The organism is Gilliamella sp. App6-5 (assembly GCF_001690525.1).
In the GTDB taxonomy this organism is placed as follows: domain Bacteria; phylum Pseudomonadota; class Gammaproteobacteria; order Enterobacterales; family Orbaceae; genus Gilliamella; species Gilliamella apicola_H.
The window spans coordinates 1-18,948 of record NZ_LZGT01000008.1; the positions used below are offsets into that span (position 1 = coordinate 1).

At 35.4% G+C, this 18,948-nt stretch carries 14 protein-coding genes and 1 pseudogene; 14 read left to right on the plus strand and 1 reads right to left on the minus strand.

The window, feature by feature from the left end; all coding sequences use genetic code 11:
* Positions 1 to 214: 214 nt before the first annotated feature.
* The 14 genes from A9G24_RS01345 (at position 215) to lon (ending at position 18,076) form a co-directional block, all read left to right on the plus strand.
* Positions 215 to 2,896, plus strand: a complete 2,682-nt coding sequence (locus A9G24_RS01345) for an inverse autotransporter beta domain-containing protein (RefSeq protein ID WP_065637433.1) — start codon at positions 215 to 217, stop codon at positions 2,894 to 2,896.
* A gap of 138 nt (positions 2,897 to 3,034) precedes the next feature.
* The gene (locus tag A9G24_RS01350; protein WP_065637434.1) at positions 3,035 to 4,033 is read left to right on the plus strand and encodes a hypothetical protein; all 999 of its coding nucleotides are present in this window, start codon (positions 3,035 to 3,037) and stop codon (positions 4,031 to 4,033) included.
* A gap of 149 nt (positions 4,034 to 4,182) precedes the next feature.
* Positions 4,183 to 4,389 carry a YheU family protein gene (locus tag A9G24_RS01355; protein ID WP_065637435.1) on the plus strand — a complete coding sequence of 69 codons (207 nt, stop codon included), beginning with the start codon at positions 4,183 to 4,185 and terminating at the stop codon, positions 4,387 to 4,389.
* A gap of 86 nt (positions 4,390 to 4,475) precedes the next feature.
* The gene (crp, locus tag A9G24_RS01360) at positions 4,476 to 5,108 is read left to right on the plus strand and encodes a cAMP-activated global transcriptional regulator CRP (protein ID WP_065637436.1); all 633 of its coding nucleotides are present in this window, start codon (positions 4,476 to 4,478) and stop codon (positions 5,106 to 5,108) included.
* Positions 5,109 to 5,160: 52 nt separating this feature from the next.
* Positions 5,161 to 5,892: an isoprenyl transferase gene (locus A9G24_RS01365; protein ID WP_065637437.1), complete on the plus strand. Its 732-nt coding sequence runs from the start codon at positions 5,161 to 5,163 to the stop codon at positions 5,890 to 5,892.
* Positions 5,886 to 6,728, plus strand: a complete 843-nt coding sequence (locus A9G24_RS01370) for a phosphatidate cytidylyltransferase (protein ID WP_065637438.1) — start codon at positions 5,886 to 5,888, stop codon at positions 6,726 to 6,728. The genes A9G24_RS01365 and A9G24_RS01370 overlap by 7 nt, the downstream gene beginning before the upstream one ends.
* A gap of 13 nt (positions 6,729 to 6,741) precedes the next feature.
* The gene (rseP, locus tag A9G24_RS01375) at positions 6,742 to 8,061 is read left to right on the plus strand and encodes an RIP metalloprotease RseP (protein WP_081303029.1); all 1,320 of its coding nucleotides are present in this window, start codon (positions 6,742 to 6,744) and stop codon (positions 8,059 to 8,061) included.
* A 25-nt stretch (positions 8,062 to 8,086) separates the two neighbouring features.
* Positions 8,087 to 10,510: an outer membrane protein assembly factor BamA gene (gene bamA, locus A9G24_RS01380; RefSeq protein ID WP_065637439.1), complete on the plus strand. Its 2,424-nt coding sequence runs from the start codon at positions 8,087 to 8,089 to the stop codon at positions 10,508 to 10,510.
* 34 nt (positions 10,511 to 10,544) lie between these two features.
* Complete coding sequence (locus tag A9G24_RS01385) at positions 10,545 to 11,030, plus strand: OmpH family outer membrane protein (RefSeq protein WP_065637440.1); 486 nt, start codon at positions 10,545 to 10,547, stop codon at positions 11,028 to 11,030.
* Positions 11,031 to 11,032: 2 nt separating this feature from the next.
* Positions 11,033 to 12,061 carry a UDP-3-O-(3-hydroxymyristoyl)glucosamine N-acyltransferase gene (gene lpxD / locus A9G24_RS01390; RefSeq protein ID WP_065637441.1) on the plus strand — a complete coding sequence of 343 codons (1,029 nt, stop codon included), beginning with the start codon at positions 11,033 to 11,035 and terminating at the stop codon, positions 12,059 to 12,061.
* A 107-nt stretch (positions 12,062 to 12,168) separates the two neighbouring features.
* Entirely contained in the window at positions 12,169 to 13,470 is a 1,302-nt protein-coding gene (gene tig, locus A9G24_RS01395) for a trigger factor (protein ID WP_065637442.1), read from the plus strand.
* Between the two features lie 92 nt (positions 13,471 to 13,562).
* Positions 13,563 to 14,165 (plus strand): ATP-dependent Clp endopeptidase proteolytic subunit ClpP, encoded by a 603-nt coding sequence (clpP, locus tag A9G24_RS01400; RefSeq protein ID WP_065637443.1) that lies wholly within the window; start codon positions 13,563 to 13,565, stop codon positions 14,163 to 14,165.
* 19 nt (positions 14,166 to 14,184) lie between these two features.
* Entirely contained in the window at positions 14,185 to 15,450 is a 1,266-nt protein-coding gene (gene clpX / locus A9G24_RS01405; protein ID WP_218056180.1) for an ATP-dependent protease ATP-binding subunit ClpX, read from the plus strand.
* Positions 15,451 to 15,640: 190 nt separating this feature from the next.
* Complete coding sequence (gene lon, locus A9G24_RS01410; protein WP_081303031.1) at positions 15,641 to 18,076, plus strand: endopeptidase La; 2,436 nt, start codon at positions 15,641 to 15,643, stop codon at positions 18,074 to 18,076.
* A 37-nt stretch (positions 18,077 to 18,113) separates the two neighbouring features.
* On the opposite strand, the pseudogene A9G24_RS01415 reads toward lon, so the two are convergent.
* A pseudogene (locus A9G24_RS01415) lies at positions 18,114 to 18,948 on the minus strand (transposase); the annotation flags it as partial.

Consider the following 18,948-nt stretch of genomic DNA (forward strand, 5'->3'; position numbering starts at 1 on the left):
AAAAAAAAATAATAAAATATTTTGATTTATGACTTTTTTGTAATAGAATCACAAAAGTTGAGAAAAACTTTGTAAAGAAACTTAAAGAAAAAGTTATCTAAAAAATTAATTGTATAAAAATAAATAATCACGTTGATATTTAATAAAGACAAATAGGTATTAACAAGACATTACATGTGATGCGCTTTGTCGGTGAAATATAAGGAATGTTAAGATGAGAAAGAATCTTAATTTAACAATTATCTCTGCATTTGTAATTGCTACACTAGGATGGCAATCTGCTTTTGCTACTGATGTTCAGGTATCGCAAGGTCCTGTAGATAGTAATAAGATAATTGAATTAAAAGACGGCTCAAAAGCTCGCGAGATGATTAATAATCAACAACGTAGTCTTTATCAAATTGCACTTTTAAGTAGTATCTCTATTTCAGAATTACGCACAATGAATGCAGGGCGTTTTGATAAAAAAGATGTTGTTGAGGTTGGTGAACGCTTAGTCTTACCAGAAAATTCCCCTTTATTACCTGCAATAAAAATAAAAGATGACAAAGATGATCAGCATGCCAATTTGCCTCAGTTAGGTTCCGATGATAACTATGATGTTAAAAAAGACAAAGACGCACTTGCAAGCCAAGTCGCTTCAACATTGCAAACCTTAGCTAGTCAGGACTGGAAGCAATTAACATCGTCAGATAATGGTGGTTTATCTGGACAACTGAAAAACAGAGGTAAAGATTACGCAGAAAGTTATGTACGTAATAGCGTTAAAAATCAAATTGTTGATCCTGCTCGTAATGCAGTTCAAGATTTTTTAGGTCGCTTTGGTACTGCTCAATTACAATTTGATTTAAGTGATAAAGGCGAATTTAATAACGTTAACCTAAAATTATTTAGCCCATGGTATGACACTGAAGATACGTTAATATTTAGTCAAATATCATTTCAAGAATATGAACATAATCGTCGAATAGGTAACTTTGGTATTGGTCAGCGTTGGGATGTGGCCGATAAAAAATGGTTACTGGGTTATAACGTATTTTTTGACCATGATTTCCAACGTTCGCATAACCGTTTAGGTATTGGTGCTGAGGCGTGGAGTGATTATATGAAATTTGCGGCTAACTATTATCATCCTTTATCAGATTGGAAAGATTCTAAAGATTTTGATGATTATTTAGAACGTGCTGCAAGAGGTTTTGATATTCGATTCCAAGGTTATTTACCGCAATATCCACATTTAGGTGGATCGCTTATGTATGAACAATACTTTGGTGATAAAGTCGCTTTATTTGGTAAAGACAATCTACAAAAAGATCCAAGAGCAATTACAGTTGGTCTTGATTATACGCCAGTTCCACTTTTCACAATTAAGGCAGAACATAAACGAGGTCAAGATAACAAAAAGGCCACTAAAGCTGAATTAACAATGAACTATCGTATAGGTACACCGCTGAAAGACCAGTTAGATCCAGATATGGTTCAATCTGCGCGTTCTTTGAAGGGTAGCCGTTATGATTTAGTTGACCGTAATAATTATATCGTTCTTGAGTATAAAGAAAAGAAAATGTCGGTTGATTTGGGGCTTGAACAACCTCAGTTAATTGAAGGACAAACTTATCCATTAAGTATCAGTGTTCATAACGCTAAGAACTTATCAAGTATAGCATGGTCTGGCGATATGCTAGAAATTGATGCCGGTGGCGGTTTTTTATGCGCAACAGCAGGGGTATGTTCTGCTTCTTCGTGGCTGAATCCACCAGTTGACACAAGTAACTGGAAAATTGTTGCGCCTAGTTATGTTGATGAAAATGGTCAGCGCCGTCCTGCGAGTACAAATGGTAGATACTCTTTATCGGTTTCAGTTACAGATAGTCGCAATAAATCTGCAACATCCAACTCAATTAGTTTTGAAGTAATGCCAGATCCAGCAATGCGTAAAATTGGGGTATGGGCAGTAGATAAAGGTGGAAATAAAACTGCAATGGTGATGAACCCAGCTGATGGTGTAAGTGCAGTAACAGTATTGGCAACATTGGTTAAACCTAAGACTACCGATGGTTCGATTGCATCAGGGCAAGATGTCGATGGTTTTAGTGACGAAGGACTTATGGAGCGTATACCGAACACTTTTGAATCGGTGCTAAAAGGTTGGACAGCAACAAGTAATGGTAAAAAGATAGCGCTAATTAATGGTACATCTGGAAATGTCAACGCTTGTCCTGAGCAAGAACTATGCGTTATTGTTAAGTCTTTTGAAAAAGTCAAAAAAGGACAAAAAGTATCAGCTAAAGCCTCGACAGCAGCTGGTATAGAAGTAATTGGTGACAGTTATACTCTAGATGTTGCCTCAAACGTTGAGGGTATCATTGATTTTTCTATCGAGATTGATCAGTTTGGTGCTTCATTTAACAAGGCGTCTGTAGATTTTTCTGGTGGTAAAGCAGGGTTATTAAAAGTTTATCGCAAAGATGGTACATTAGTTGCTCAACAAGACGGCCACTTACTTGCATTTGATCCTCAGGGACCAAAAGAGTGGAAAGTCGATAGCGAATATTATGTTAAAGCTTATGCTTCTGATGGTATAACAGAAATTGTGAAGCCTTTTGTTATTTGGTCTCTGATAGGTTCAAATGAAGAAGCCTGTCCAGGTCAAGCTGCAACAGCTAAGTTACCTGACGCATTATCAAATGCCAATGGTCCATGGTTTAATGTTGCCATGGGAGAAGATGCTCACTACACAATAAAAAGTTTAAAAACAAACAGTTATGCATCATTAGGCAGAAGTATCGATAAGGTTGATGGAGCACCAACATATTTAAATTTAGAACCAATAAATGTATCGCAACTAGCATGTGCTGGAGATCAAGGATTTAAATTACAAGTAGTTGTTAACTGATAGTGATAAAAGGTTTGTAGAGTAATAGATTTTAGGCTAGCGAATGATTTCGGTAGTCTATAATAGGGAACACCAACAAAAATGGTGTATTTATATAAATACAACATGTTAATTTAGAAATAAAATAGGAAGTTAAACATGAATAATTTAACAATCAAAAAAATAGCATTCGGTATTTTACTTGCCGGCTATGCATCAAGCAGTGCGTTTGCGTTAGTTGCTAATACTCAAAGTGCAATTAGCGGTAATGCTCCAGTGCTTTATTCTAAGTCTAGTGGTGCAGAAGCACATACTCTTACTGTAAAATTTGCCTCTGACGATAAAGGTCAAAACCTACTTGGCAAAACTGATCCAATCAAAGTTGGTCAATATATGGTTATCTCATTTGATTTAAAAGATGATGATGGTGATGAAGATACAGGACAGATCTTAGAATCACTTACACTCCATGTTAAAGTAGGGGATGCTTGGAAAGATATAGAAAGAAAAGATCTTGAGGCTAGCCGAGAAAAAGGTAAGATTGTAATCAAACTTGATGGCAAATTTGCAGGTGCAACTAAAATTGGTTTCACTTTACAAGAAAGAACTGAGTTTGGTTTACCGAGTAATGGTGAGTGGTTAAGGGTTGCTAATATTTGGAACTCAGCAAACCCAACACCTAGCCCAGAAAAACCAAAAACACCACCTAAAGATGGTGATAAACCAGGTCCTAGTACTGACCCTGTTGATCTTCCTGAACCTACCGGTCCAATTTTATCTGATGACTTCAGAATTGCTATTTACAAAGTGGAAAACAGTGTAGCTGTGAATAAAGTGGACTATAGTACTCAAGCTGTTGCACCTCAATATGGTGAAACATTTACAGCTGTAGTTTTAGATAATGCAGGTCAGGATTTCACTTCTTCATTTAGTTTTGTATGGAAGCTTAAAGGTGAATATGAAGGTGTCGGTGCAAAAGATGACGTGTTAGCTGAAGGCACTACAATTGTACTAGGTAGTAGTGATCTTGGTCAAAAATCTCATAACTCAATGTACAACACTGCCTACAAGGCTGGTGCTCAAGGTTATCAACTTGAAGTTAGCACAACTACAGCTGAATCTACAGCTGAACCTACAGCTGAACCTACAGTTGATTAAGAATAATTTGAAGTTTGATTATATCACTGTACAAAATAAAACCACTCTTTGGAGTGGTTTTTTTATTTAATATCAAGTATCTTGTAATACTTCATATTATTTAAGCTTTGCTATAAAATAACCACAATCTTTAAATCACCGTTATAAGTATGATTATCCCTTGGCAAGATCTTGATCCACACACATTAAATAATCTAATTGAATATTTTGTATTACGTGAAGGTACCGACTACGGTTTACAAGAAAAATCACTCCAAGAAAAGGTTGATGAAGTAAAATCTCAATTAATTAATGGCACCGTCGCTATTTTTTGGTCACAGTTACATGAAACAATAGATATTAAACCCGTTAAATAATGGCTAAAATCATTGTTGCTTAGTATATAATTTATTGCTTAACTTTGTTATAGTGTATAAGTTGTAAATTAAATGGAGAGGTAGGCATAATGATTGGTAAACAGCAATCGGATACAACGTTAGAATGGTTTTTATCTCATTGCCATATTCATAAATATCCAGCTAAAAGTACCCTTATACACCAAGGCGAAAAAGCAGAAACTCTCTATTATATTTTAAAAGGTTCTGTAGCAGTATTGATTAAAGATGACGAAGGCAATGAAATGATTTTGTCTTATTTAAATCAAAATCAATTTTTGGGTGAATTAGGTCTTTTTGAAGAAGATACCGAACGGAGTGCTTGGGTTAAAGCTAAAACAAGCTGTGAAGTGGCCGAAATTTCATACAAAAAGTTTAAGCAACTAGTTCAAGTCAATCCTGATATTTTAATGCGCTTAGCTAGCCAAATGGCAAGTCGGTTACAAGTTACATCTGAAAAAGTGAGTAATTTAGCATTTTTAGATGTTGCAGGGCGTATTGCGCAAACACTTTTAAACCTTGCAAAACAACCTGATGCAATGACACATCCTGATGGTATGCAAATCAAAATCACACGTCAAGAAATCGGCCAAATTGTTGGTTGTTCACGTGAAACAGTTGGACGAATTTTAAAAATGCTTGAAGATCAACATTTGATTTCTGCACATGGTAAAACGATTGTCGTTTATGGTACACGTTAATTGACCAAAATAATATAATTACTACAATGATTGATACAATACGAGATATCACATGACACAAAAAAGATGTATTCCAAGTCATGTGGCTATAATTATGGATGGCAATGGTCGCTGGGCGCAAGAGCGTAATCAAATGCGTGCAAGTGGTCATCGAGCAGGCTTAAAGGCTGTGCGAAAAATTGTGACTCATGCCGTAAGCCTAAATATAAAAGTTCTTACTTTATATGCGTTTAGTAGCGAAAACTGGAGGCGTCCACCCAATGAGGTTTCAGCCCTAATTTCTCTTTTTATTTATGCTTTAAATCGAGAGATTAAAAGTTTGAATAAAAATAACGTTCGCTTAAATATTATTGGTGATATTTCTCGCTTTAGTGAAAATTTACAAAATATGATTATTCAAGCTCAAAATTTAACCAAAAATAATTCGGGTCTAGTACTCAATATTGCTGCCAACTACGGTGGTCGTTGGGATATTTTGCAGTCAGCTAAAAAAATGGCTATGCAAGTTGCAAAAGGCGAAATCACGTTAGATGAAATGACAGAAGATCGTTTTGCTTCAGCAATGTGTATGAGTGAATTTCCTGAAGTTGATTTAGTTATTCGCACTGGCGGTGAATACCGAATTAGTAACTTTTTGTTATGGCAAATTGCTTATTCTGAACTCTATTTTACAGATACTTTATGGCCTGATTTTAACCAAAATTTATTCGATGAAGCAATCAATGTATTTAATACCAGAGAGCGACGTTTTGGTGGCCTTCATAATAAGGAACGCTTATGTTAATCCATCGTATACTTGCTGCAATTGTGCTGATTCCGCTTGTAATAGTGGTTCTTTTTTTTCTTCCATTATCTCTATTTTCTTTAACTATCATTCTAGTTTGTGGGTTAGCCGCGTGGGAGTGGGCTCAGTTTCTTCATATTACTAAAAAGCCCTCAAGATTAATCTTTGCCTTTTCAATCGCCATTTTATTAAGTCTGCTTTATTTGATTCCAAATTCAGTTGAGTTAAAAATAAGGCTATATACCACTATTTTATCTTTATCGATTGTATGGTGGCTAATTGCGTTGTTTTTAGTGGGTAGCTATCCTGCTACTACTAAATATTGGGGCAATTCAATTGTTATAAAATTGTTATTTGTTTTTTTTACGCTAGTGCCGTTTTTTATTAGTATGATTGAATTAAGATCAATAAACTATAATTCTAATTCTTATACAGGTGCAATTTGGTTGCTTTATGTCTTTGTGCTAGTATGGGCGACAGATACTGGTGCTTATTTTGCAGGGCGAACTTTTGGTAAACGGAAATTAGCAGTAAAAGTCTCGCCAGGAAAGACTGTAGAAGGTTTTATTGGCGGGGTTAGTTTGGCAATTGTACTTAGTGTAATTGTTTATATGTTCAACATATTCAATATTGCATTTAGCACATTTTTTATTAGCTCTTTGTTAGCAATTTTAGTTTCAGTTTTAGGTGATTTAACTGAAAGTATGTTTAAGCGTGAAGCCGGTATTAAAGATAGTGGTCACTTAATTCCTGGACATGGTGGAATTTTAGATCGCATTGATAGTTTAACTGCTGCAGTTCCTGTTTTTGCTGCATTATCTTTTTACATATTATAAAAGGTGATAGATTTTGTTGTGGTCACTATTATTATTTGTTATTACCATGAGTATATTAGTTACTATTCATGAGTTTGGGCATTTTTGCGTTGCTCGTTTATGCAAAGTTCGCGTTGAACGTTTTTCTATAGGCTTTGGTAAAAAATTGTGGTCTTATAAATTTTTAAGTGGAACCGAATTGGTAATTGCTATGATTCCGCTGGGTGGTTATGTTAAAATGCTCGACGGTAGAGCAACAACATTATCAAGCAATGACGAAAAGTTTGCATTTGATCAAAAGAAAATTTGGCAAAGAGCGGCAATTATTTTTGCAGGTCCATTTGCTAATTTCGTATTAGCTTTGATTATCTATTGGGTTATTTTTTTGACAGGTGCTGTAACTTACCCTGTTAAAATAAAAGACGTGATACCAAATACACCTGCTGCCACTGTAGCAATTCCAGCTGGTGCTGAATTGAAAACCATTGATAATGTTAAAGTAGAAACTTGGAATGATGTTAATTTAGCTTTAATTAGTGCAATGGGGAAGGCTAATGTTACTTTCTCTTATATTGATGGTACTGATGGTGGTGATCAAAAAGAAGTTAAAAAAAGTGTAGATATTAGTAATTGGTATTTTGATATAGAAAAAGACTCGGCGATGACCGCATTTGGATTTGTACCTAAAAAGTTGGAAATTTCTCCAATAGTGAGTAAAATTGTATCTGGTTCCGCTGCAGAACAAGCAGGTTTACGTGTTGGTGATAAAATTATTGGTTATAATAATCAATCATATGTAGATTGGAATGATTTTTCTAGTACAATTAAAAAAGCTCAAGCAATGATTTTAGAGATTAATCGAGAAAATAAAAATATTTATCTTAAACTCGTACCAACAATCAAAAAAAACGGAGAAGGTGTTGCTGGTTTATATCCCACTTCTGATGCAAGAGTTGTACGGTATGGTTTTTTAGAAGGATTTAATAAAGGTATAGCGCAAACTGTGTTAACTACAAAGTTAACTGTTCGTTCGCTTTATCAATTAGTAACTGGTGTTATTGGTCTACAACATTTATCAGGACCAATAACGATCGCAAAAAGCGCAGGGCAAACAGCAAGTTATGGTTTTTCCCCTTACTTATATTTTCTAGCCTTTATTAGTATAAGTTTGGGGGTTATCAATCTTGTTCCATTACCTATATTAGACGGCGGACACTTTGTTTTTTTATTATTTGAAAAGATAAAAGGACGTGCTTTATCAAATAAATCACAAGAGCGTTTTTTTCGGATTGGGTTTGTTTTATTAATGGTAATAATGGGAATTGCACTATTTAATGATATTTTACGATTGTGATGGGATGAGGTTATAAACATTTACGATGAAAATAAATAAATTACTTATAGCATCTTTGCTGTTTGGTACTACAGCTGTATATAGTTCCAATGCATTTTGTGTTGATGATTTTGTAGTAAAAGATATCAAATTCGAAGGTTTACAGCGTGTCACTCTTGGCGCAGCACTACTTGAAATGCCAATCCAAGTTGGTGATTATGTTAATGAAGCTGATTTAGGTCGTATCATCAAATCACTGTATTCTAGTGGTAACTTTGATAATATTACTGTTTCTCGTGATGGCGACAGACTAATTGTTCATGTGCAAGAACGCCCGACGATAGCTAGCATAACTTTTTCTGGTAATAAATCCGTCAAAAATGACATGCTTAAAAAGAATCTAGATAGTTCTGGTATTCGTGAAGGTGAAGCATTAGATCGTACAATGCTTTCTGGTATAGAAAAGGGGCTAGAAGATTTTTACTACAGTGTTGGTAAATATAATGCTCAAATTAAAGCTGTTGTCACCCCGCTATCTCGTAATCGTGTCGATTTAAAGCTAGTTGTTGCTGAAGGTAAATCGGCATTAATTGATCAGATCAACATTGTTGGTGCTAAAGCGTTTTCATCAGAAGAACTTATTTCGCGTTTTACTTTGCGCGATGAAGTACCTTGGTGGAACATGCTTGGCGATCGTAAATATCAAAAACAAAAATTAGCTTCTGATTTAGATGAATTGCAAAGTTTTTACTTAAACCGCGGTTATGCTCGTTTTAATATCGAGTCAACTCAAGTTAGTTTAACGCCAGACAAAAAAGGCATTTACGTGACAATCAATATTCATGAGGGTGAACAGTATAAACTATCCAAACTGGAATTGATGGGTAATTTTGCTGGTCATAAAGAAGCGATTGCCAAAATTGCTAATGAAAAAGTATCAATTGGTGAACTCTATAATGGTAAAAAAATTACCGAAATTGAAGATAAGGTTAAGCGTTTACTTGCTAATTTTGGTTATGCATATCCTAGAGTTTCAATCCAACCAGAAATGGATGATAGTGCACATACAGTTAAATTAAATATACTGGTTGATGTTGGTCAACGTTATTATGTTCGTAATATTAAAATCGTTGGTAATACGGTAACAAGCGAAAGCGTAATCCGTCGTGAGCTTCGTCAAATGGAAGGAGCTTGGCTAAGTAATGGTTTAGTTGAGTTAGGGAAAGAGCGTTTAAGTCGTCTTGGTTTTTTTGATACTGTTGAAGCAAATACCGAACGAGTGTCTGGTGTCGATGATCAAGTTGATATTATTTATAAAGTTGCTGAACGTAATACAGGTAGTATCAAATTTGGTGTAGGTATCGGTTCTGATAGTGGTCTTAGTTTCAATGCGGGTATTTCTCAAGATAACTGGTTAGGTACAGGCAATAGTGTCTCATTTGATATTAACACTACTGATACTGATAAAACTGCGTCTATTTCTATCGTTGACCCTTATTTTACGGTTGATGGTGTAAGCCTAGGTGGTAGTATTTATTATAATACCTATAAAAATGACGATAAAGATGATGAGTCTGAATACTCAAGTAAGACTTGGGGGGCTTCTGCTAATTTAGGTTTTCCAATTAGTGAAAATAACTTTGTTCGTTTTGGTACTGAATATGCCAATCATAAGTTGTCCGATATGCAAGCGCAATACGGTATGTGGCGTTATTTTGAATCTGTGGGCAAAAATGTAAAAGACAGAAATTCTATTTCTTTTGATACCAATGACTTATTGTTAAATGCTTATTGGACTTATAACTCTCTAGATCGTGGGTTCTTCCCAACAGATGGTCTAAAGATGACTGCTAGTGCTAAAGCCACAGTACCATTGTTTGATAATCGCTTCTATAAACTAGTTTCAGATGCCTCTTACTATTACCCAATTGATAATGACCATAATTGGATCTTCCTAACTCGTGCTCGATTTGGCTATGGCGGTGGTTTTGGTGGTAAAGAGCTACCATTTTACGAAAACTTCTATGCCGGTGGGGCGTCAGTACTACGTGGTTTCAAATCAAATACTGTTGGGCCTAAAGCGGTATACCTTAATAAAAGTGGTGTTTGTGATAGCTTAGAAAATACATCTGGATGCACAAAATCAAAAGACGCAGTAGGCGGTAACGCCATCGCTTTTGCCAGTACTGAACTGATTGTTCCAACTCCATTTGCTAGCGAAAAATATGCTGATAACATTAGAACATCGCTATTTTTTGATGCAGGTACTGTATGGGATACCGAGTGGGCCTTAAAAGGGCATAATATGCCTGATTATAGTTCACCATCGGATATTAGAATGTCAGCAGGTCTTGCGGTTCAGTGGATGTCACCATTAGGCCCTTTAGTTTTCTCTTATGCTCAACCATTTAAGAAGTATGATGGTGACTCATCGCAACAGTTCCAATTTAATATAGGTTCTACATGGTAATTCCATGTTATAAATAAAAATATAGGTGATTAAAGTGAAAAAAATTATATCTGTTTTTGGTGTTAGTGTAGCATTACTATTTGCAGGTTTTGCAAATGCTGAAGTTAAAATTGGTGTCGTTGATGTTATGTCAGTATTACAGCGAATGCCTCAACGCGAATCGGTTGGTAAAGCATTGGATAGTGAATTTGAAGCAAGAGCTAAATCATTACAAGCAGAAGAAAAAAAGGCAGGCGAAGCAGCCGCTCGTCTAAAGAAAGACGGTTTAACATTGTCTTCTTCTGAAAAGACGAAATTAAATAAGACAATTTCTGATTTTGAAAATAAAGCGAAGGCGTTTTCTGCGGATTATCGTAAACGTGAAACTGAAGAAGCAGGCAAATTATTAACTAAAATCCAAGAGGCTGTAAAAGATATTGTTGCAACAGAAAAGTACGATATTATCTTAAAAGCCGAAGCAACATTATCAGCTTCAGATGCAGTTGATATTTCAGATAAAGTGCTGGAAAAGGTTAAATAATAATGTTTACTTTTCGTTTAGCGCAACTGGCTGAGCAACTTGATGCTAAGTTACATGGTGATGGTAATTTAACTATCACCGGTATAGCATCAATGAGAAGTGCAGTATTTGGGCAAATTACTTTTTTGTCTGATAAAAAGTTACAAAGTAATTTATTAGAGTGTAAAGCTTCTGCTATTGTCATGACTGAAGAAAGCCTTGAACATTGGAACGGGGCTGCTCTTATTGTAAAAAATCCTTATCTTGCATATGCAAAATTAGCGCAGATTCTTGATACAACGCCAACACCAGCAAAAGATATTGCACCAACGGCAGTTATTGATTCAACTGCTCAGCTAGGTAGCAATATTTCGATAGGTGCTAATGCAGTTATCGAAAGTGGTGTTGTATTAGGTGATAATTGTATTATTGGAGCTGGTTGCTTTATTGGTAAAAATACAACAATAGGTGCAGGTACAAAATTGTGGGCCAATGTTTCAGTTTATCATAATTGTGTTATTGGCGAAAATTGCTTAGTTCAATCAAGCACTGTAATTGGTGCAGATGGCTTTGGTTATGCAAATGATAAAGGGAAATGGATTAAAATTCCCCAATTAGGTCGTGTTGTTATTGGTAATAATGTTGAAATTGGTGCCTCAACAACAATCGATCGTGGTGCGTTAGATGATACTGTCATAGGTAATGGTGTGATTATTGATAATCAATGCCAAATAGCTCATAACGATATTATTGGTGATCATACAGCGGTAGCGGGTGGTGTTATTATGGCTGGAAGCCTAACCATTGGACGTCACTGCTTAATTGGCGGTGCTAGTGTTATTAATGGGCATATGGAAATATGTGATCAAGTTACAGTGACCGGCATGGGTATGGTGATGCGTCCAATAACTGAGCCGGGTGTTTATTCATCAGGTATTCCATTACAAAAGAATAAAGTATGGCGAAAAACGGCTTCATTAGTTTTACATATTGACGAAATGAATAAACGTTTGAAATCGCTTGAGAAGAAACTATTAAATGTCTCGACGTAGACGGTTACGGTCGGTATAATGCATGCCTATTTTTTAAATTTTTTAGCTCAGTTATCATTTTTATATAATTATGGGCAGATAATATTCAATAATCTCGAGGTATAAAGATGCAAGTTTCGGTAGAAACAACACAAGGTTTAGGTCGACGTTTATCAATTACAATTAAATCAGAAGACATCAAAAAAGCGGTTGATAAAGAACTCATTAGTACTGCAAAAAAAGTACGTATTGATGGTTTTCGTAAAGGAAAAGTACCTTTAAAAATTGTTGAGCAACGTTATGGCGCTTCTATTTTGCAAGATGCATTAAGTGATTTAATGCAACGAAATTTTGTTGATGCAATTATTCAAGAAAAATTAAATCCAGCAGGTGCTCCAACTTATACACCACAAGAATATAAAAATGGCGAAGACTATACGTTTACTGTTGAATTTGAAGTTTATCCGGAAATCAAAGTTGAGAATTTAGACAAGATTGAAGTTGAAAAGCCTGTAGCAGAAGTTGTAGACGCTGATATCGAAACAATGATTGAAACTTTACGCAAACAACAAGGTACTTGGAAAGAAGTTAAAAAAGCCGCTAAAGAGCAGTATCGAGTTACTTTGGATTTTGTTGGTCAAGTCGATGGTGTTGAATTTGAAGGTGGTAAGGCTAATGATTTTGTATTAGTATTGGGTCAAGGCCGTATGATTCCTGGTTTTGAAGATGCAATTATTGATCATCAAGTAGGTGATCAATTTGATATTAATGTAACTTTCCCTGAAGATTATCATGCTGAAAATTTAAAAGGTAAACCAGCTATATTTGCGGCAACACTTAAAAAAGTTGAAGAACTTGAATTACCAGAACTTACTGAAGATGTTATTAAACGATTTGGTATTGCTGATGGAACTGTTGAAAGCCTGCGAGCTGAAGTTCGTAAGAACATGACACGTGAGCTCAATGCAACAATCCGTAATAAAGTCAAAGTGCAAGCTATTGATGGTTTAGTTAAAAATAATGAAATTGATGTACCAGTGGCATTAATTGATCGTGAAGTTGATGTATTGCGTCAACAAGCGTTATCTCGTTTTGGTGGTAATGTAAAACAAGGTATGGAGTTACCTAAAGAACTATTTGAAGCTGAGGCAAGAAAACGGGTTGCTACTGGTTTATTATTTAGTGAAATTATTGAAAGTAATAAATTGACTGCGGATGAAGCGCGTATTCAGGTATTAATTGATGAAATTGCAACTGCATATGAAGATCCAAAAGAAGTTTTAGAATATTATCGCAAAGATAAAAAAGCGATGGAAAATATTCGAGCTGTAGCATTAGAGGATCAAGTTGTTGATCTATTATTAGCTAGTGCAAAAGTAACAGAAAAGAATTATTCGTTTTCTGAATTAATGAATCAGCAAATTGCTTAATCTATTAGCTTTTTCATTTAATTTAAAAAATCACTTCAAAGCCCAAATAAGGATCGTCTGTTTGGGCTATTTTGTTTAATTAGGAGATAAAAATGCCTTTAGAACCATATATGGGTGTGATTCCAATGGTTGTTGAGCAAAGCTCTCGTGGCGAACGAGCTTACGATATTTACTCACGATTATTAAAAGAGCGAGTTATATTTTTGACTGGACAAGTTGAAGATAATATGGCAAATCTAATTATCGCTCAAATGTTATTTCTAGAAGCTGAAAATCCTGATAAAGATATCTATTTATATATTAATTCACCAGGTGGTGTTGTGACTGCCGGCATGGCTATTTATGACACAATGCAATTTATAAAACCAGATGTCAGTACAATTTGTTTAGGACAGGCGTGTTCAATGGGATCATTACTTCTAACAGCGGGTACTAAAGGTAAACGTTATTGTTTACCTAATGCTCGTGTAATGATTCACCAACCATTAGGTGGTTTCCAAGGTCAGGCTTCTGATATTCAAATACATGCACAAGAGATTTTACAGGTAAAAAATTGCTTAAATACAATTTTAGCAATGCACACAGGTCAAGACATTAGTGTGATTGAAAAAGATACCGATCGTGATAATTTTATGTCTGCCGATAAAGCGGTTGAATATGGCTTAGTCGATGCCATATATAGTAAACGATCTTAATATTAAATAGGTGGTAAAAGTGAATAAAGAAAGTTCAGAAAAATTACTCTATTGTACTTTTTGTGGTAAAAGCGAGCATGAAGTCCGTAAACTTATTGCTGGACCATCATCTATTTATATTTGCAACGAATGCATAGGATTATGCAATGATATTCTAAAAGAAGAGTCAAAAAGTTTCCTTTCTCACGAAGAGTTTATTAATCAACCATTACCAACACCACATGAAATTAGCAAACATCTTGATGAGTATGTGATTGGTCAAGAACGTGCAAAAAAAGTTTTAGCAGTCGCTGTGTATAATCATTACAAGCGATTACGTAATTATGCTCGTCGCAGTGATGTTGAATTAGGTAAAAGTAATATTTTGCTCATAGGACCAACAGGTAGTGGTAAAACGTTATTAGCGGAAACATTAGCTCGTTTTTTAGATGTACCTTTTGCAATGGCTGATGCAACAACGTTAACTGAAGCTGGTTATGTTGGTGAAGATGTAGAAAATATTATTCAAAAATTATTACAGAATTGTGACTATGATGTCGAAAAAGCTCAGCGCGGGATTATTTACGTTGATGAAATAGATAAAATTTCACGAAAATCGGATAATCCTTCTATTACTCGAGATGTATCAGGTGAAGGAGTTCAACAGGCCTTATTGAAAATTATTGAGGGTACTATTGCTTCTGTTCCGCCAAAAGGTGGGCGTAAGCATCCTCAGCAAGAGTTTTTACAAGTGGATACTTCAAAGATCTTGTTTATTTGTGGTGGAGCATTTAGTGGGCTTGATAAAGTTATCGAAAATCGTGTGTCAACTAATACAGGGATAGGTTTCGGCGCTGATGTAAAAAGCACTAAAAATAAAGTTTCTGAATCAGAATTATTAGCACAAATTGAAGTTGAAGATTTAGTGAAGTTTGGATTAATTCCAGAATTTATAGGAAGATTACCCGTTATAGGTACATTATCTGAACTAGATAAAAATGCCTTAATTAATATTTTAACTGAGCCTAAAAATGCCTTAACTAAACAATTTCAAACTTTAATTGAGTTAGATGGTGTCGAACTTGAGTTTACTAAAGAAGCGTTGGATGCTATTGCTATAAAAGCAATGCAACGAAAAACTGGTGCGCGAGGTTTGCGTTCGATTGTGGAAAATATATTATTAGATACCATGTACGACTTACCATCAATGACTGCTATAAAAAAAGTGATTGTAGAAAAAGAAACAGTTGAGAAATCCCAATCGCCGAAATTAGTGCGTTGTGAAGGCGCTGAACTTTCTGCTTAAAATAAAAACTTGCCATCATAAATATGATGGCAAGAACGATAACCTCAAACTAATACTTAAGTCAAGTTTCCATAAATACTGTCAAAATGTTCCAGAAATAGTGTATGTTTAAATTCAGAAAGATCGGCTTGAATATCTTAAAACGATCCCAATATTGATCTAATGGATTTGTACTACTAGAGAGAATGAAATGAAAATAAAACGAACTAACCACATGACTATGCCTATTTTACCATTGCGTGATGTTGTTGTATTTCCACATATGGTAATCCCTCTCTTTGTTGGTCGAAGTAAATCGATACGTTGCCTAGAAGGGGCAATGGAAATGGATAAGCAAGTCTTTCTCGTAACTCAAAAAAATCCTTCTCAAGATGATCCAAAGATTGATGATTTATATGAAGTTGGAACTGTGGCTAACGTTTTACAGTTACTTCAATTGCCCGATGGGACAGTAAAAGTCCTAGTTGAAGGTGTTGAACGGGCTCAGATGGTTAATGTTGTTGAGCAGGAAAGCAATGAATTTTTGATTGCGGAAGTTAAGCCATTAAGCGAAGTAAAAAAAGCTGATGATATAAGTGAAGCTATGATTCGCTTAACTTTATCTAATTTTGATGAATACTCAAAGCTTAACAAAAAAGTAACTCAGGAAGTTGTTGATTCTATTCGCTTACTTAAAGAACCGTCTCGTTTGGCTGATTCTATTGCTGCTACCCTGTTTTTAAAGGTCGAACAAAAGCAAGAGATTTTGGTAACCGCTAATCTTGTAAAGCGTTTTGAATTGCTTATTTCATTGATGGAATCAGAAATTGATTTATTACAAGTTGAAAAAAACATTCGACAACGTGTTAAACAGCAAATGGAAAAGGCTCAAAAAGAGTATTATCTTAATGAGCAAATTAAAGCTATTCATAAAGAGTTAGGAGATATAGATAATAAACCTGATGAATATGAAGAGTTAAAAGAAAAAATTACTAAAGCTAAAATGCCAAAAGAGGCTACAGATAAAGCATTAGCTGAACTTAATAAATTAAAAATGATGCCGGCAATGTCTGCTGAAGCGACAGTTGTTCGAAGTTATATTGATTGGATGATTCAAGTTCCTTGGTATAAGCGTAGTAAGGTTAAAAAAGATATTGAAGGGGCACAAAAAGTTTTAGACAAGGATCATTATGGGCTGGAACGTGTAAAAGATAGAATTTTAGAATATTTGGCAGTTCAAGGTCGTGTTAATAAAGTTAAAGGTCCTATTTTATGTTTGGTTGGACCTCCTGGAGTGGGTAAAACCTCGCTAGGTCAATCGATAGCTAAAGCAACAGGACGCCAGTACGTTCGCATGGCTTTAGGTGGTGTGCGCGATGAGGCTGAGATTCGTGGGCATAGACGCACTTACATTGGCTCAATGCCAGGAAAACTAATTCAGCGTATGGCAAAAGTAGGCGTTAAGAACCCATTATTTTTATTAGATGAAATTGATAAGATGGCTTCGGATATGCGAGGTGATCCTGCGTCAGCATTATTAGAAGTGCTTGATCCAGAGCAAAATAATGCCTTTAGCGATCATTATTTAGAAGTTGATTATGATTTATCTGATGTGATGTTTGTTGCTACCGCTAACTCTATGAATATTCCTGCGCCATTGTTGGATAGAATGGAAGTTATTCGTCTCTCTGGTTATACGGAAGACGAAAAGATGAATATTGCTAAGCAGTACTTGATTACTAAACAGATAGAAAATAATGGGTTAAAGACAAAAGAAATTAGTATTGATGACTCAGCTATTATTGGTATTATTCGTTATTATACTCGGGAAGCAGGTGTTCGAAGTTTAGAAAGAGAGATTGCAAAAATTTGCCGTAAAGTTGTTAAACAATTAGCGTTAGATAGCAAATTGAAGAAAGTTATTGTGACACAAGATAACTTAAAAGATTTCTTGGGGATACAGCGTTTTGATTATGGTAAAACGGATAATGAAAACCGTATCGGTCAAGTTATTGGTCTTGCATGGACAGAAGTAGGTGGGGACTTACTTACTATTGAATCAGTAAGTGTAATAGGTAAAGGGAAATTAACTTATACAGGTTCATTAGGTGATGTAATGCAAGAGTCAATTCAAACGGCATTGACAGTTGTTCGATCTCGTGCAGAAAAATTGGGTATTAGTAGTGATTTTTATGAAAAACGCGATATCCATGTGCATGTACCCGATGGAGCAACGCCAAAAGATGGACCAAGTGCAGGTATTGCAATGTGTACTTCGCTAATTTCCACATTAACGGGTAATCCTGTTCGTTCTGATGTGGCAATGACGGGCGAAATAACATTACGTGGCGAAGTTTTACCTATCGGTGGACTAAAAGAGAAGTTATTAGCTGCACACCGAGGGGGAATTAAAACTGTATTGATTCCAATAGATAATGTAAAAGATTTGGAAGAAATCCCCGATAATGTGAAATCTGAAGTTGATATACGCCCAGTCAAATGGATTGACGAGGTGCTCACAATTGCACTGCAAAATAACCCATTTGGTATGGAACCAGTGGATAAAAAAGTAACATTAAAAAAAACGTCTAAAAAGGCTATTAATAAATTAAAAAGTAGTGTTGATAGTTCTGTCAGATTAAACTAATTATTTTTTATTAATAAAGATCAACTTAATGTTGATCTCAGATTGATGACAAACCTCGATATAATTCGGGGTTTATTTTTTTATTTAAACCATAAGTAGGCTTTTTAATTTGGATTTTATTAAATAAATTAAAAAATAGCCTAAAAAAACGTAACAAAAATAGCTTTATCGCTATTTTCTTGATATTTTGAGCCGTTGCGGCCAATAAACACTGCATTTGAACCTGCGCTCTATCGTTTCTTTTCGCCGAGCATAGACTTTTTTACCCCACTGACTTAAACGAATCTCGTTGGCTTTCTCTTTATCTGCTTCCCAGATATGCCGTGTGATGACTTTCTGTGTATTTTTACTCTGTGTACACTGTGACAATAACGGACAGATTTTGCAGGTTGTTGCATCAGAATGATAATGACGATAACCTTCCCTGCTGGTAGTTTTATATATTAATGTTTGCCCGTTTGGGCAAGTATAAGTATCGTTTTGACTGTTATAGATAAACTGCTTTTTTCTGATGGGATTCGCACCATGGGTGGGGCGGCGATAACCCAACACCGGATATATCTGCTCTGCCAGCAGTAAATGGCAAATGGGAGCCGTAAAATAACCCGCATCAAGACCGACACCAACCGGATTAAAGCCAAACCGCTCTAGCTGGCGTTTTAATCGAGCCATATAAGGCTGGGAATCATGAATATTTCCAGCTGTGACATAGGTATCGGTAATTAAATTATGTTTGCCATCAACCGTTCGGTGATCTAAGTAGAAGAACCCTTTAGGCTTGCCTTCCCGATGCATAAAGCCACTGTCTGGATCTGTTGTACTGACTTTAACCTCCTTGTATTTCTCTACCGTCGATGGCTTTAAGGCTTTTT

Excerpts from the sequence above, each read along its gene's own strand:
- A9G24_RS01345 (WP_065637433.1), top strand. The coding sequence starts at position 215 with ATGAGAAAGAATCTTAATTTAACAATTATCTCTGCATTTGTAATTGCT.
- A9G24_RS01350 (WP_065637434.1), top strand. The coding sequence starts at position 3,035 with ATGAATAATTTAACAATCAAAAAAATAGCATTCGGTATTTTACTTGCC.
- A9G24_RS01355 (WP_065637435.1), top strand. The coding sequence starts at position 4,183 with ATGATTATCCCTTGGCAAGATCTTGATCCACACACATTAAATAATCTA.
- A9G24_RS01365 (WP_065637437.1), top strand. The coding sequence starts at position 5,161 with ATGACACAAAAAAGATGTATTCCAAGTCATGTGGCTATAATTATGGAT.
- A9G24_RS01370 (WP_065637438.1), top strand. The coding sequence starts at position 5,886 with ATGTTAATCCATCGTATACTTGCTGCAATTGTGCTGATTCCGCTTGTA.
- bamA (WP_065637439.1), top strand. The coding sequence starts at position 8,087 with ATGAAAATAAATAAATTACTTATAGCATCTTTGCTGTTTGGTACTACA.
- lpxD (WP_065637441.1), top strand. The coding sequence starts at position 11,033 with ATGTTTACTTTTCGTTTAGCGCAACTGGCTGAGCAACTTGATGCTAAG.
- tig (WP_065637442.1), top strand. The coding sequence starts at position 12,169 with ATGCAAGTTTCGGTAGAAACAACACAAGGTTTAGGTCGACGTTTATCA.
- clpP (WP_065637443.1), top strand. The coding sequence starts at position 13,563 with ATGCCTTTAGAACCATATATGGGTGTGATTCCAATGGTTGTTGAGCAA.
- lon (WP_081303031.1), top strand. The coding sequence starts at position 15,641 with ATGAAAATAAAACGAACTAACCACATGACTATGCCTATTTTACCATTG.